Source organism: Intestinibacillus massiliensis (assembly GCF_900155735.1).
GTDB lineage: Bacteria > Bacillota > Clostridia > Oscillospirales > Butyricicoccaceae > Intestinibacillus > Intestinibacillus massiliensis.
This window is the reverse complement of the sequence record NZ_LT707060.1, coordinates 84,231-99,313: the sequence shown is the minus strand read 5'-3', so window position 1 is coordinate 99,313 and position 15,083 is coordinate 84,231. Positions and strand designations below refer to the sequence as shown.

Here is a 15,083-nt window from a genome sequence, read left to right as displayed (position 1 = left end):
TGCAGACGCGGCCGTATGGAAAAAGTATGATTTGTTGGGGCATCTGGCCCCAGCCGCTTCCTGGAAGCACACAAAAGGGCGTGGAACGGATTGTTCCACGCCCTTTTTTTATTTGTGCGCCGCCCGCCAGGCCAAGCAGGCCTGGAAAAGGAGCATTGCGGCGTCGGCCGCCAGCACCAGGACAGCCTTTGCAAGCCAGCCGTCCCCCGGGGACTGCGCGATATCCAGCAGCACGCCCTGGAAAACCAAGCCGCAAACAACGCCCGCCAGGAGCACCGCGCCCACCGCAAGGTCAAAGCAGAGCGCCCGCTTGTCCATCCCCCGGCCGTACCGTGCAATTTTCAGGCTGTTGAGCAGCATGGCCGCCACTGTCAGATAGTAAATTGCAAAATCCAGATGGTAATACTGCATCAGTTCCGCGAACTGGGTATACATGCCCGTCCGCCCCCTTTCCCCGGGATACGCTTACGCGATCGGCTGCATCAGTTCGATCAGCTCCCCGCTCGGCCCCGCGAGGAACCAGTTGCGCAGGCCGCCGAACAGGCCGGGCAGCACGTTGGGCGCAGGTGTCTGGAACGTATCGATCCCGGCCGCCCGCAGCGCCTCCGCCGCCTGCTCCAGGTCGTCCACGCGGATGGCGAAATGCGGCAGCGCGCCGCCCTTTGCCGTGACCTCGGTGCCGTCGTGCGGCTCAATGAGTTCAATCTCAAAGCCCGCCAGCTCGATGATGGCAAGTTGGTTGACGCCCGTTGCCTTTTTCGCTTCGCCGCGCTTGCGCAGCACGCCGCCCATCCGCTCGTAAAAGTCAATGCTGACGCCAAGGTGCCCCGTCAGTACGGCGACATGCGCCAGGCCGGTAAAGTGGTTTTCCATGTGCCTTATCCTCCTATGGTACGGTTATTGATAAAATTTATAGCGCGAGGCGGTAGATCGCCTCGACGTCCGCGGCCGTAAGCGGCACGAAGCCGCCTAGCGTGCGCCCGCCCGTCAGGCCGATATGCGCCGCCAGCGCCGGGATATCCTCCTCGCGTGCGCCAAGCGCCGCAAAGCCCTGCGGCATGCCGATGGACGACAGGAACGCGCGGAACCGTGCAATGCCCTCGCGCGCGGTGCGTTCCGGGTCGGTAAAATCCATGTCGCAGCCCCAGACGCGCACGGCGAACTGCGCAAAGCGCTGCACGTCATGCGGCAGCACATACGTCATCCAGGCGGGCATGACCACGGCCAGCCCCGCGCCATGCGCCACATCGTATTTCGCGGACAGCTCGTGCTCGATGTCGTGGCTCGCCCAGTCCTGCGCGCGGCCAACGCCGCACAGGTTGTTATGGGCGACCATGCCCGCCCACATGATGTTGGCGCGCGCCTGGTAATTGCCCAAATCGGCCATCACCTTCGGCGTTTCCGTGATCATGGCCTTGAGCACGGCCTCGCACAGGCGGTCGGTCGTTTCCACGTCCGCCGTATTGGTGAAATACCGCTCGCACACGTGCGCCATGATGTCGGTCGCGCCGCAGGCGGTCTGGTAGGCCGGCAGCGTGCAGGTAAACATCGGGTTCAGGATGGAAAAACGCGGGCGGAGCGCCTCGCCGGAGGCCCCCCACTTGCGCATCCCCTCTTCGTGCGTGATGACCGAATCGGGCGAACCTTCGCTGCCCGCGGCGGCAATGGTCAGCACCGTGCCGACCGGCAACGCGGTATCGACCGGCTTGCCCGTGCCGTAATAGTCCCAAAAATCGCCGTCATAGGGCACGCCCGCCGCGATCGCCTTGGCGGAATCGATTGTGCTGCCGCCGCCGACGGCCAGGATAAAATCGATGCCTTCGCGGCGGCACAGGCCGATGCCTTCATATACCAGCCCGCTGCGCGGGTTGGGCTGCACGCCGCCCAGCTCGACATAGGGGATCCCCGCGTCCGTGAGCGACGCGACGACCTTGTCCAGCACGCCGTTGCGCCGCACGGAACCGCCGCCGTAGTGCAGCAACACCTTGGTGCCGCCAAATCGCCGTACCAGCGCGCCGCACTGCCGCTCGCTGCCGTCGCCGAAGCTGAAATAGGTCGGCGCATAAAATGTAAAGTTTTCCATAAGGCACTCCCTTTCAAAATACAGGTGTTCCCTTCCTTCCCCTCTAGGATACCCGTTTCCGCCGGGCGCCGCAAGCCCTTTCGCTAAAATATTGCTGCCCGCGGCAGCGGGGGCTGCAAAAGCCGCGCATCCATGTTATGGTGCAGAAAAGGGCGGCGCACAATTGCCACATGGTTGCGGAAACAGCCCGCCTTCCGGTTCAGCCGGACGGGCGGCACGTAAAAAAGCGGCTTCCCCTTTTGGGGAAGCCGCTTTTTCCTTGGTATGATGAGGAAATCCCTTACGCACCCAGGACCAGGGGCGAAAAGACAATATAGGCCAGTACCATGACCGCCAGCGTGACCGTGGCATAGATCTTGCGATGCTTCCACGGGGTCAGCTCGACCGCCTTGACGTCCTGTACGACGAAATCGGTCGGACGCGGGTTCTTCTTGACGATGAACCACATCACGATCATATCCACAACGAACAGGAACGCGGTGAAGTACAGGTAGTGGATGTCCTTCAGGAACGGGATGACATTGCGCAGGCCGAACTGCAGCGTGAAGTACAGGACGACGTGCATCGGGATGATGATCTTCGGCGCAATGGTCGGGACCTTCTTCCAGAAGAAGCCGCAAACCAGGCAGATCAGGATCGGCGTGTTGAACGCGGCGAACATGGAGTTTACGAAGGTCGTAATACCGCCCATGTACAGCATGAACGGGGACATGATGGTGGAAACAATCGCAACCACGGTGCCAAAGCGCTGGCCGACCTTAACCATGTAAGCGTCGGACGCGGTCGGGTTGAACATCGGGCGGTGGATATCCAGCGCGTAGATGGTGGATGCGGAGTTCAGTACCGAGTTAAAGGAGGACAGGATCGCGCCGAACATAACGGCCGCGAAGAAGCCCAGGACCGCCTTCGGCATAACCGCGGCGACCAGCATCGGGTAACCGGCGTCGCCGCCGTTTGCCTGGGCGGCAGGCCCAAACATGTGGAACGCGATGATGCCGGGGATAACGACGATCAGCGGGGTCAGGATCTTGAGGAAGCCGGCCAGTACCGCGCCCTTCTGCGCTTCCGCCAGGTTCTTTGCGCCGAAAGTACGCTGGATGATGGACTGGTTGGTACCCCAGAAATACATATTATTGATAAACATACCGGTAAACAGGAGCGGCCAGGGCATATAGGGTTCTGGCGCATCCGCCGGGTTGATTGCATTCATCATTTCAGGGTTTGCGTGCAGCAGGGTGTCGAGGCCCTCTGCAAAGCCGCCGCCGTGCATCTGGCCGAGTACGATCAGGCCGAATACCGGGACGAGCAGGCCGCCGACGATCAGGCCGAGGCCGTTGATGGAGTCGGAAAGCGCGATTGCCTTCAGGCCGCCGCAGATCGCGTAGATCGAACCGACGATCGCGGTCGCAACGCAGACGATGGCGATGCAGGCAAACTCGGACCAACCGGTCAGGCCGGGCAGGTCAAAGATTTTGACAAATACCTGTGCGCCGGCATACAGGATGTTCGGCAGCATGATTACGATGTAAGAAAGCAGGACGATGAACGATACCAGACGGCGGGTGCCCGCATCATAGCGCTGCTCAAAGAACTGCGGCACGGTCGTCAGGCCGGTCTTTAAGTACTGCGGCATCAGCCAGAATGCCAGGACGATCAGGGCGATTGCCGCCGTGACTTCCCATGCAATTGGGCCCATACCGATGCGGACAGCCTGGCCGTTTGTACCGACCAGCTGCTCTGCGGACAGGTTGGTCATCAGCAGGGAGCCTGCGATGATCGGGCCGGTCAGGCCGCGGCCTGCCAGGTAATACCCGTCCTGGGTATCCAGCTTATCACCTCTGGTTTTCCACCAGGAGATGATGGCGACCAACGCGGTAAACGCAATAAACGTAATCGCGGTGAACGCCAGCGAATTGACGAAACTCATAATTCTTCCCCTTTTATGCTTTTATACTTTTACACTACCCAAGTGCCGTCCTCACTCAGCATTTTGGGCAATTTGTAAACATTATAGGCCTTATTTACGGTTCCCTCAAACCGCAAAAAGGCGCAAAATATGGACCGCGGACGGACTTTGTCCGCGACCCATATTTTGTCTTGTAACTTACTTGCCGAGAAGCTCGCGCTCGATCTGCTCGCGCGCGGCCGGCGCCTGCTCGTTCATCTTCTCCGGGAAGCCGAACATGGAGACGCAGGCGATGTTGTCGCCGCCGACCTTCGGGGCGTCCGCCTTCTCCTGCTTGTGCGCGAAGTCCATCTCGCGCAGGGTCTCATAGATGCCCGGGAAGTCCACGTCGCCCTCGCCCATCATCAGGTGCTGATGGATCGTGACGTCCGCCTTGCCGCGCCCGTTCAGCCAGGGCGGGTTCGCGATATAACGGCAGTCCAGCGTCTGGTTGAAGGTGTCCGCAAACAGCACGTGCGTCAGCTCGTCGCCGCAGTAGCGCAGCATCGAGCGTACGTCGCCCTTGCCCTGGTCGTAGAAGAAGCCGTGCGGCGAAGAATATACATAGCCCAGGTTCTTCGAGCGGAACGACTTGACCATGTCGACCGTCTCGTTGTTCAGCTCGCAGAAGTCGTACGGGTGGGACTGGATCTCCACACGCAGGCCCTCGCGCTCGATGATCGGCAGCAGCTCCTCCATCGACTTGAACCACATCCCGTTGCAGATCTCCTGCTGGTTCGGGTCGCCCGATAGCTCCGTATTGATGACCGGTACGCCCATCTTTACCGCGATCTCGATGATCTTCTTCCAGTTCGCGACCGCAAACTGGCGCTGCTCCTCCGTCGGCCCGCTCCAGCGGTATACCACGATAAACGAAGAAATCTCCACACCGGTCTCGCGCAGCGCCTTCCGGTACTCCGCCTCGCACTCCTCCGAGAACAGCGGGTGCTTATAGAACGGGTTGATCCGCGGGTGCGGCGACTGCTCGATGTACTTGTAGCCCCAGTCGGCTACCTGGTGCACCATGTCGTTGATGCTCATCTGTTTCGCAAGTACGTCTACGTCAAATGCTACTTTCATCCTGACAAACCTCCATTTTCCGTATTTTCCCGGCCCCCGGCCGTGAGAAGCATATATGTTTGTGCACGCGTGCACGTGTACGCATGCTTGCACGCCTTTATCAGCCTTTACATTATATAGGCTTTGCCTTACCAGGACAATCTATAATCTTGCTCTATTCTTGCAATTATTTGGTCATATCCTAGGGAAAAATCGTGTTTTCAGCAGATAGCACTAAATATTCTTGTCTTATTTATTCAATATATCTATATTATTTTATATTAATTTGTGCGTTTTGACCTATTTGATTTGCATAACCTTGTTAGCCTTACTTTGTATACTTTGCCAAACGTTCCTCCTGGGCGCAAACCACCCTGCGGTACTGCCCCGGCGTCAGGCCGATATTCTTCTTAAACAGCAGGTTAAAGTAGTTCGGGTTATCGTAGCCGACCCGCTCGGCAATGCGCGTGACGGAGTCCTGCGTCGTGATCAGCAGGGTCTGCGCCTCGCCCATGCGGCGGTTGATAATGTACTGCATGGGGGAATACCCGGTCTTTTCCTTGAACAGGCGGCCAAGGTAATACGGGCTGATCCCGAGATGCTCGGAAATCGAGGTCAGCGTGAGGTTTTGCAGGTAATTTTCGTCGATGTACTGCTTAATACGCTGGCCGAGCGTATAGGGCGCGGCCGCGCGCGGTTCCGCATGCCCCTTGGCATACTCGAGCACCCGCAGCAGCAGCGAAATCATCAGGAAGCGCGCCTGTTCGGAAGCGTACTGCCCGCCTTGCCCGACCGTTTCCTGCAGCATGGAAAACAGGGCGCCGACCCCTTCCCCGTCCTCCCCCATATGGAGGACCGGCTCGACGTCCGGCGGGAAAATGCAGTTTTCCGCCAGGCCTTTCAGGCGCAGGCTGGTGATCCCACAGCAAAAATACCGCAGCGGTCCGCCCTGCGGGCGTTCGTCATGCGGCACGCCGACGTTGTAAATCAGGACATCGCCCGGGCCGGTGTGATAGACGTTGTCGCCAATCATATGTAGGCCGTGCCCGTCCATAATATAGACCAGCTCGGCGCCGTCCCCGTGCAGGTGCATGGCGCGCGGCAGCCATCCATTATCCCCGTCGATGTGGCACACACGGGACAGCCTGGGCAAGCGCCCATCTAAAAAACAGCTTTCCCATGTGCCGGGTACCTGATACTGGATCATGCGGCCGCCTCCTTTACTAAGATATTTCTATCATAACACGTATCCCGCTTTTTGTCAGTATTTCACAGATAAAAAAGAGAAAATCCCAAACAATTTGTTTGGGATTTTCTCAAATGCCTATGATTTATGCCTCGTCGCCCGCCGGTTCCATGCGGGTAACGGCGATGGACAGCTCGTCGAGCTGCTTGCCGTCGACCGTGTCCGGGCAGGACATCATGAGGTCGGACGCGTTCTGCACCTTGGGGAACGCGATCACGTCGCGGATGGAATCCAGGCCGGCGAGCAGCATGCAAAGCCGGTCGAGGCCGTAGGCCAAGCCGCCGTGCGGGGGCGCGCCGTAGGAGAACGCCGTGATCAGGTGGCCGAACTGTTCCTTCGCCTTTTCCTCGGTAAAGCCGAGCGCGCGGAACATGCGGGTCTGCAATTCGCTGTCGTGGATACGGATCGAGCCGCCGCCCAGCTCGCAGCCGTTTAAGATGATATCATACGCCTTGGCGCGCACCGCCTTGGGGTCGGTCTCCAAAAGGGCGACATCCTCGTCCATCGGCGCGGTGAAGGGGTGGTGCTTGGCGACCAGGCGGTCCTCCTCCTCGCTGTACTCGAACTGCGGGAACTCGGTGACCCAGAGCAGCTTGTATTCGTCCTTCTTCGCAAGGCCGAGGCGGCGGGCCAGCTCGCAGCGCAGTGCGCCGAGCGAGACGAGCGCGGTCTCCTCCGACGGGTCGGCGACGACGAACAGCACGTCGTTTTCATGCATGTCGGCGCGCGCCTTGATCGCGGCGATTTCGTCCTCGGTCAGGAACTTGGCAAACGACGAGGTCATGGAGCCGTCGGCGGCCAGCTTCATCCAGGCAAGCCCCTTGGCGCGGTAGGTCTTGACGAAATCGGCCAGCTTGTCGATCTCCTTGCGGGGAAACTTGTCGGCGTAACCGTTGATGTTAATGAGGCGCACCGTGCCGCCCGCCTCGACCGCGCCGGAAAACACGCCAAAGCCGCATTTCGCCGCGATGTCGGAAATATCCTTGATCTCAAAGCCGAAGCGCGTGTCCGGCTTGTCCGAGCCGAAACGGTCCATCGCCTCGCGCCAGGTCAGGCGCGGCAGCGGGAGCTGGATCTCGACGTCCAGCACTTCCTTGAACACGCGCTGGAGGAAGCCCTCGTTGACGGCGATCACGTCGTCCTGCTCGACGAAGGACATCTCGAGGTCGATCTGCGTGAACTCCGGCTGGCGGTCGGCGCGCAAATCCTCATCTCGGAAGCAGCGGGTGATCTGCATATAGCGGTCAACGCCCGACAGCATCAGGAGCTGCTTATACTGCTGCGGGGACTGCGGCAGCGCATAGAACTTGCCCGGATGCACGCGGGACGGCACGAGGTAATCGCGCGCGCCCTCGGGCGTCGATTTGGTCAGCATCGGGGTCTCGATTTCGAGGAAGCCGTTCTCGTCGAAGTAATTGCGCGCGACCTGCGTGACGCGGTGGCGCAGCATCAGGTTCTTCTGCATGGACGGGCGGCGCAGGTCGAGGTAGCGGTACTTCAGGCGCACCTGGTCGCCGACCTCCTTACTGTCGTCGATCTCGAACGGCGTGGTCTCGGCGCGGGACAGGATGCGCAGTTCCTCCGCGATGATCTCGACCTCGCCGGTCGGCATCTTGCTGTTGACCGCCGCCGCGTCGCGCGCGGCCAGCTTGCCGCGCACCGCCACGACGAATTCCGTGCGGCAGGTAAAGGCGACGTCAAACAGCGCCTTGTCGACCGATTTGTCGAAGGTGCACTGCACGACGCCCGCGCGGTCGCGCACCAGCAGGAACAGCACGCCGCCGTTGTCGCGCACGCGGTCGACCCAGCCGTTGACCGTAACCGTCTGCCCCGCGTCCGCAAGGCGCAGGTCGCCGCACATATGCGTGCGCTTCATCCCGTGAATTGAAGTTTCCATTTTATATCATTCCTTGTTTTCAGAATTTTGGCCTTGCCGCCGCTTGTAGGCGGCAAGGGCTTCCTTGGAATACGCCATGATTTCAGGCATCGCCATGCCCAGCCCGGCAAGCACGAGCAAAACCGACACCACATGCAGCATGGCCGCATCGGTGAACGTCTTGGCAAAGGTGTACCCCACCCATCCGAACATACCGGAAAAAAGCATCGCGCCGCCCCATACCGCACGTTTCATCCGCAGGCCGCCTTACGCCTTGTCCACGATGACCGTGCCTGTATCCTTCGCCGCAAGCCCGGCCTTGATGCGCGCCACGGCCTCCGCAAAATCGCCGACCGTCTGCTCGCCGGTCGCGAGATCCTTGACCGCCACAACCCCCTGCGCGATCTCATCCTCGCCCATGAAGATGACATAGGGCACGTGCAGCTTGTCGGCATAGGTGATCTTGGCCTTGAACTTCTTCTTTTCGCAGTGCAGCTGTACACGGACGCCCTGCTCGCGCAGGCGGGTCGCCAGAGCGATCGAGGGGCCGAAATCGTCGGTCATCGGCAGGATCATCACGTCCGCGGGCGCGGCGGGCTGTTCGTCGTTCAGGTAGCCCTGCTCGCCCAGCACATAGAACAGGCGCGTCAGGCCGATCGAAATGCCTACGCCGGGTAATTTTTTGTCGGTATAATACTCTGCGAGATTGTCGTAGCGGCCGCCCGAGCAGATCGAACCGATCTCCGGATGGTCGAGCATCGCGGTCTCGTACACCGTGCCGGTGTAATAGTCCAGGCCGCGCGCGATGGTCAGGTCGATCTCGAAGTGGTCCGCCGGCACGCCGAAGGCCTCCATATACCGCGCGACGGTGCGCAGCTCCTCCGCGCCCTGGTCGAACACCTCGTCCTTGCCCTGGTAGCCCTCGAGCGCCGCGAGGATGCCTGCGGTGCCGCCCGGGGTGCCGATAAAGGCGAGCAGCTCGTCCGCCGTCGCGCCCGCGACGCCGAAATCGCCCGTCAGGATTTCCTTCACCTTGTCCGGCCCGATCTTTTCCAGCTTGTCGATGGTGCGCATCACGTCGCCCGCCTTCCCGGTCAGGCCGAGGATGGAGAAGAAGCCGTTGAGCACCTTGCGGTTGTTGATGCGGATTTTGAAGCGGCGCAGCCCGAGCGCCGTAAAGGTCTTATAGATGATGGAGGGGATTTCCGCCTCGTTGATGATATCGAGCGTGCCGTCGCCGATAATGTCGATATCCGCCTGGTAAAATTCGCGGAACCGGCCGCGCTGCGCGCGCTCGCCGCGGTAGACCTTGCCGATCTGGAAGCGGCGGAACGGGAAGGTGAGCTGGCCGTAGTTCTGCGCCACGTATTTTGCCAGCGGCACGGTCAGGTCGAAGCGCAGCGACAGGTCGCTGTCGCCCTTGGTGAAGCGGTAAATCTGCTTTTCGGTCTCGCCACCGCCCTTGGCAAGCAGCACCTCGGAAGCCTCGATGAGCGGCGTATCCAGCGGATAGAAGCCGTACAGCGCGTAGGTGTCGCGCAGCACCTGCATCACGCGTTCCATCTGCATCTGGCGGGCAGGGAGCAGCTCCATAAACCCGGACAGGGTGCGCGGTTTGATCTTTTCCATTTGCTCTGTCTCCTAAATTACGGTTTTTTCATCAAAAAGCCCCCCAAAAAAGGAGGGCGGAATTACATTTTCCCGGAAAGCTGCGGCCGCCCGCAATGGGGCGGCGCCGGGTGCGGCCCTTCCCGCGTTATCGCTGCGGGTTGACGATCATACGCCAATCCAGGTCGCCGCGGTCAAGGCCGAGGATCAGCATTTCTGCCGTCGCCGCATTGGTCGCAATCGGGATATTGTGCATGTCGCACAGGCGGGCAAGCGCGTGTACGTCCGGCTCATATTGCGAGTTGGACATGGGGTCGCGGAAGAAGAGCACCATATCGATCTCGTTATAGGCCACGCGCGCGGAAATCTGTTCCTCGCCGCCCTGCATGCCGGCCAGGTATCTCTCGATCTTGAGGCCGGTCGCCTCCTGGACGAACTTGCCGGTCGTCCCCGTGGCGCAGAGGTTATGCTTGGCCAAAATGCCGCAGTACGCCATGCAGAACTGGACCATCAGTTCCTTTTTGCGGTCATGTGCGATCAGCGCGATATTCATAATAAAATAGGCCCCTTTCTTCTATAGCGGTCGCCCGCCCATCCTATACCTTCATCACCGGAAGGCGCTCGCCCTCGAGCCGCCGGGCAATATTGCGGTAGGCTAGCGATGCACCTGTTTTCTTGATCCTAAGGATACTTTTCCCACTGTTGCCGCAGGCGATCACGTCCTCGTCCTCCGGCACGATGCCGAGCAGCTGCAGCCCGGTCAGGTCCATTGCGTCGTCCACATTGGAGGCCAGCCCGTACTGGATGAGGCGCGGGCGGATGCGGTTGATCACCAGCCGCACGCGCATAATATGTTCCTCTTCCAGCAGCCGCGCAACGCGCTCCGCCCCGCGGATGCTGGCGCTGTCCGGTGTGGAAATGACGATCCCCTGCGTTGCGATTTGCGCAAAGGCGCGCAGTTCCGGTGCAAGCCCGGCGGGGCCGTCGATGACGACGTACTCGAACCCCATTTCCTGCGCCTGTGCGGCGAGCAGCCGCATCCCGTTCTCGCTGAGTGCGGGCGCGCCCACGGGCGCGGTCAGCATGCTGAGCCGCTCGATTGCCGGGTGCGGGGCGGCCGCCTTTTCCAATGCCACGACGCCGCGCGCGACGTCGGCAAAGCTGAATACCACGCTGTCCGACATGCCGAGTACAATGTCAAGGTTCCGCAGCCCGCTGTCCCCGTCAATGACGAGCACCCGCCTGCCGAGATCGGCCAGCGCCGTGGCAACCCCCGCGGAAAGCGAGGTTTTGCCTGTGCCCCCCTTGCCGGACGCGATGACGATTACCTTAAACATATACCCTCCCGATCCTTACGATATATAGGAAATTATAAACCAAAAGCGCGCAGGTTACAAGGCTTCCCCGCCATTTTTTGCAAAAAACTATCGTAAAAGCGTATAGGGCGCGGGCATATTGTCGCTTGTCTGCCCGGACTGGAAGTATGCGTCGAGGATATCGCGCACGGCGGGCGCGACGTTCGAGCCGCTGTTGCCGCCCTCGACCACGACGCAGACCGCGATCTCCGGGGTGTCGTAGGGCGCGAACGCGACAAACACGCCGTTGTTCGGGATCTTCTCGCCGTTTTTGTCCTTGCCGAGCTGCGCAGTGCCCGATTTGCCGCCGATCGCGATCGGGTAATCGCGGAAGATGCGCGCGGCCGTACCGCCTTCGGACACGACGGCGTGCATGCCCTCCTTGACCAGGTCAAGGTTCTTTTCCGAAATGTCGATCGTGTTGAGCAGCTCGGGCGTGTCGTCCTTGATGGTTTCGCTGTAGTCATAGCTTTTGACGCTCTTGAGCAGGTGCGCCGCGTAGTGCTTGCCGCCGGAGGCGAGCGTCGCGATGTAGTTTGCGATCTGGATGGGGGTAAAGGCGTTGTCGGACTGGCCGATAGCCGCCTGCACGTTATCGCCCGGCATCCAGGGGTTGAGCGCGGGGTTGTTCTTCCGCATGGCCTCGCGGTGCGCGGGCCCCGCCGCGCCGCTCCAGCCCGCTTCGCCCAGTTCGATGCCGGTCTTCTGGCCGAGGCCGAATTTTGCCGCCCAATCCTCGATCATTTCGCCGCCCATCTGCCGGCCGGTCTCATAAAAGAAGATGTTGCAGGATTTCTGGATCGCATGGACGACGTCGAGCCGCCCGTGGTAGCCCGTGCAGGTGAAGCGCTGCCCTTTGAAATAATCGTATACGCGGTTACAGTACACGGTGGTGGACGAATTGATAACGCCCTCCTGCAGCGCCGCCAGCGCGACCATGGGCTTGTAGGTCGAGCCGGGCGCATAGGTCGACATGGTGGCGCGGTTGATCATGGGCTTGAGCGGGTCGTTATACAGCTGGTCGTAATCCTGGTTGAACGTCGCGAGGTTATAGCTCGGGTACGACGCCATGGCGAGCACCTCGCCCGTGCCGACCTGCACCACCACGGCCGCGCCGGTCTTTGCGGTCGGGATGCCCTTGATCGTGCTTTCCAGCGCCTCCTCAGCGGCCTTTTGCAGCTCGATATCGATGGTCAGGATGCAGTTGTTGCCCGGCTGCGGCGGGTCGGAGCTGATGACGCCGGTGACGTTGCCGGAAATGTTGGTCTCCACCGAGCGGCTGCCGTCCGTTCCGTGCAGGTAGGGTTCCAGCACCTTTTCCATGCCGTCCTTGCCGACGATGGCGTTCATATTGTAGCCCTTGGCCTTGTAGCCGTCCTCGCCTTCCCACTCCTCCTTGTAGATCTTGCCGACGCGGCCGAGGATATGGGCGGCGTACTGGGTCTTATATTCGCGCACCGGCTCGGTCTCGATATCGACGCCAACAAAATCCTTATGCCGCTCCTTGACTTTCGAGACCAAATCCATGCTCACGTCGTGCGCGAACATATAGGGGGAAAAGAGCGAAAAGTCGGTCTGCGCCATCTCGTAGCGCACGCCCACGATCGTGCGCGCGTCCGTATCCGAGTAGGACGGGTCGACCTTGTACAGCTCGCGCAGGGCGCCCATCATCGCGCCGGCGGAAAGCTTTGTGCCGAGTTTCTTGGTTTCCGCGTACTTTTCCAGCGTCTTGCGCGCGGAATCCTCCTCCTCGCCGACATAGGCGAAGGGCGCTTCCGCGGTCACCGGCAGGGAGTCCTCCACCGTCGCGCCGTCCGCGCGCACAAGCTGCGCCAGCGACAAGATGGTTTCGTTCTGCTTTTCCTTGTCCCAGTAGGCGTAGTCGACGCGCAGGGAAAAGACCGTGCGGTTCGTCACGAGCGGTCGGCCGTAGCGGTCGAGGATTTCGCCGCGCGAGGCGGTCACCGTCATATTGGAGGTCAGGCGGCGCTCCGCCTGTACCCGGTATTCGTCGCCGTTGATCAGCTGCAGCGAAAACAGCGCGGCCACCGCCGTGCCGCCGCACAGCGCGAGCACGAGGAACAGCACGATCAGGCGGCGGAGCAGTTTTGCTTGATTGTCCATGGGATTCTCCTTTGCGAAGCAGACATAGGGTTACTTTGCCATGCGCTCAAACTTGCGGCTGATCCCGCGCACCAACAGGAACACGAACGGGGACAGCACGGCGGCAATGAGCGTTTCGCCGCACATTGCCTGGAAAAACAGCAGGAACGGGGCGCTATTGCGCAGCAGCAGGGAAAAACCGTACCGCATGAGGTCGAGCAGCAGCATGGATACCGCCGTGATGAGCAGCATGGACGGGAATATCCGCCGCAGGTAGCGCTGGCTGAAAAAGCCCGCTGCCGTGCCGAACAGCATGAAGTACAGCGGGTACAGCCCTTCCGGCCCGGTAAACCCGGCGTCGTACAGGACGCCGGTAAGCAGGCCGAGGATACAGCCTTCGACCGGCCCGTCCACCAGGGCGGCGGCGGCCATCACGCACGGCAGGACGTCGACCCGGAAGCCGAACACCCGCACGGGCATGCCGTTCGCCGTCTCCAGCACAAACAGCAGCACGAGCAGCGCCGCGTATATCACGATCTTTAAAACCGGGATTCGTTCTCTCTGCATGGCGTTACTCCGTAATGTCGAAGGACTTGATGACAAACACGTGGCTGACCGTTTCGATATCCACAAACGGGCGCAGCACCGCGTAGTTGGAGATGCCGTGCTCCTCCGGGATAATGCGCTCGACCGTGCCGATCATGATCCCCTTGGGGAAGATGCCGCCGCGGCCGGAGGTCTCCACCGTGTCACCGATAACGATATCCGCATCCTTCTTTAAATAGGAGAGCTTGAGGAAGCCCTCCGCCATCAGCTCATAGTTGCCCTCCGCGATCGCGATGTCGCGCGTGCGGGTGATGAGCGCGCCGGCCTGCATATCGGTATCGATGACCGTCGTCACCTCGCTCGAGGTGGGCGCGACGCTCGACACATAGCCGACCATGCCGTCCTCGGTGATGACGCAGTCGCCCTCCTCGATGCCGGCCTTGGAACCCTTGTCGAGGGTGATCGTGGTCGCCCAGTCGCCCGGGCTGCGCGCGATGACCTCGGAGATTTCAAATACAAAGTCGCGGTTGCGCTCCTTGATGCCGAGCAGGGCGCGCAGGCGGTCGTTCTCGTCGAGCGCGAGGTCGGCGTCCCGCACCTTCTGTTCCATTTCGCGCACCTGCTTTTTGAGATCGGCGTTCTCCTCCTCGAGCGCCTGGTATTCAAACAGGTACCCGTACATGGAGCTGACCTTCCCCGTCACAAAGCTGACGCCCTTTTGCAGCGGGGACAGCACCGTGCCCACCACGCCGGAAATGGGCGAGCCGCCGCCCGAGGCGCCGCTGTAAATGGCCAGGCCGAGGCAGATCACCGCGATGATGATCAGCACCGCCAGGAATTTCGATGTAAAAAACTTTCGCAAGAACCGCCCTCCCCCTATCCTTCGAGCAGGCCGCGCGCTTGCAGCAGCCTGGCCAGCTGCGCCACGGGCAGGCCCATAACGCTGTAAAAATCACCTTCAATGCCGCGTACCAGCACCGCGCCGCGGCCCTGGATGCCATAAGCACCCGCCTTGTCGAGCGGCTCGCCGGTCGCGACATAACGCTGGATATCGCGTTCGTCCAGCGCGTAAAACGTGACGCGCGTGACGTTCAGCGCGGTATCCTCGCGCCCGTCCGTCCCGACGACCGCGGCCGCCGTGACGACCTCGTGCGTGCGGCCGGACAGCATGCGGAGCATGCGCGCGGCGTCCGCCGCGTCCCGCGGCTTGCCGAGCGCCTTGCCGTCGACCGTGACCATGGTGTCCGAGCCGACCGCCACGC

At 61.1% G+C, this 15,083-nt stretch carries 15 protein-coding genes; all 15 read right to left on the bottom strand.

Features of this window, described 5'->3' with window-relative positions; genetic code table 11:
- Nucleotides 1–108: 108 nt before the first annotated feature.
- Nucleotides 109–435: a hypothetical protein gene (locus CZ203_RS11885; protein ID WP_087066333.1), complete on the bottom strand. Its 327-nt coding sequence runs from the start codon at nucleotides 433–435 to the stop codon at nucleotides 109–111.
- A gap of 30 nt (nucleotides 436–465) precedes the next feature.
- Complete coding sequence (locus CZ203_RS11880; RefSeq protein ID WP_087066332.1) at nucleotides 466–873, bottom strand: VOC family protein; 408 nt, start codon at nucleotides 871–873, stop codon at nucleotides 466–468.
- Between the two features lie 37 nt (nucleotides 874–910).
- Nucleotides 911–2,083 carry an iron-containing alcohol dehydrogenase gene (locus CZ203_RS11875; RefSeq protein ID WP_087066331.1) on the bottom strand — a complete coding sequence of 391 codons (1,173 nt, stop codon included), beginning with the start codon at nucleotides 2,081–2,083 and terminating at the stop codon, nucleotides 911–913.
- Nucleotides 2,084–2,363: 280 nt separating this feature from the next.
- A complete protein-coding gene (locus tag CZ203_RS11870; protein ID WP_087066330.1) occupies nucleotides 2,364–4,010 on the bottom strand; it encodes a solute:sodium symporter family transporter in 1,647 nt (548 codons plus the stop codon).
- A 177-nt stretch (nucleotides 4,011–4,187) separates the two neighbouring features.
- Complete coding sequence (locus CZ203_RS11865) at nucleotides 4,188–5,108, bottom strand: sugar phosphate isomerase/epimerase family protein (RefSeq protein WP_087066329.1); 921 nt, start codon at nucleotides 5,106–5,108, stop codon at nucleotides 4,188–4,190.
- A gap of 307 nt (nucleotides 5,109–5,415) precedes the next feature.
- A complete protein-coding gene (locus tag CZ203_RS11860; RefSeq protein ID WP_087066328.1) occupies nucleotides 5,416–6,294 on the bottom strand; it encodes a helix-turn-helix transcriptional regulator in 879 nt (292 codons plus the stop codon).
- A gap of 124 nt (nucleotides 6,295–6,418) precedes the next feature.
- Nucleotides 6,419–8,230, bottom strand: coding sequence for an aspartate--tRNA ligase (gene aspS, locus CZ203_RS11855; RefSeq protein ID WP_087066327.1), 1,812 nt, complete (start codon nucleotides 8,228–8,230; stop codon nucleotides 6,419–6,421).
- A 6-nt stretch (nucleotides 8,231–8,236) separates the two neighbouring features.
- The gene (locus CZ203_RS11850; protein WP_087066326.1) at nucleotides 8,237–8,464 is read right to left on the bottom strand and encodes a hypothetical protein; all 228 of its coding nucleotides are present in this window, start codon (nucleotides 8,462–8,464) and stop codon (nucleotides 8,237–8,239) included.
- 12 nt (nucleotides 8,465–8,476) lie between these two features.
- On the bottom strand, nucleotides 8,477–9,838 hold the full coding sequence (hisS, locus tag CZ203_RS11845; protein ID WP_087066325.1) for a histidine--tRNA ligase: 1,362 nt from the start codon (nucleotides 9,836–9,838) through the stop codon (nucleotides 8,477–8,479).
- 127 nt (nucleotides 9,839–9,965) lie between these two features.
- Nucleotides 9,966–10,370: a methylglyoxal synthase gene (locus CZ203_RS11840; protein ID WP_087066324.1), complete on the bottom strand. Its 405-nt coding sequence runs from the start codon at nucleotides 10,368–10,370 to the stop codon at nucleotides 9,966–9,968.
- A gap of 43 nt (nucleotides 10,371–10,413) precedes the next feature.
- The gene (locus tag CZ203_RS11835) at nucleotides 10,414–11,154 is read right to left on the bottom strand and encodes a nucleotide-binding protein (RefSeq protein WP_087066323.1); all 741 of its coding nucleotides are present in this window, start codon (nucleotides 11,152–11,154) and stop codon (nucleotides 10,414–10,416) included.
- 87 nt (nucleotides 11,155–11,241) lie between these two features.
- Nucleotides 11,242–13,296: a penicillin-binding transpeptidase domain-containing protein gene (locus tag CZ203_RS11830; RefSeq protein ID WP_087066322.1), complete on the bottom strand. Its 2,055-nt coding sequence runs from the start codon at nucleotides 13,294–13,296 to the stop codon at nucleotides 11,242–11,244.
- A 30-nt stretch (nucleotides 13,297–13,326) separates the two neighbouring features.
- Complete coding sequence (gene mreD, locus CZ203_RS11825) at nucleotides 13,327–13,842, bottom strand: rod shape-determining protein MreD (RefSeq protein WP_087066321.1); 516 nt, start codon at nucleotides 13,840–13,842, stop codon at nucleotides 13,327–13,329.
- Between the two features lie 4 nt (nucleotides 13,843–13,846).
- A complete protein-coding gene (gene mreC / locus CZ203_RS11820; protein ID WP_159456504.1) occupies nucleotides 13,847–14,683 on the bottom strand; it encodes a rod shape-determining protein MreC in 837 nt (278 codons plus the stop codon).
- A gap of 14 nt (nucleotides 14,684–14,697) precedes the next feature.
- Nucleotides 14,698–15,083: Maf family protein (locus tag CZ203_RS11815; protein WP_143436237.1), on the bottom strand; the 386-nt coding region annotated here is incomplete at its 5' end.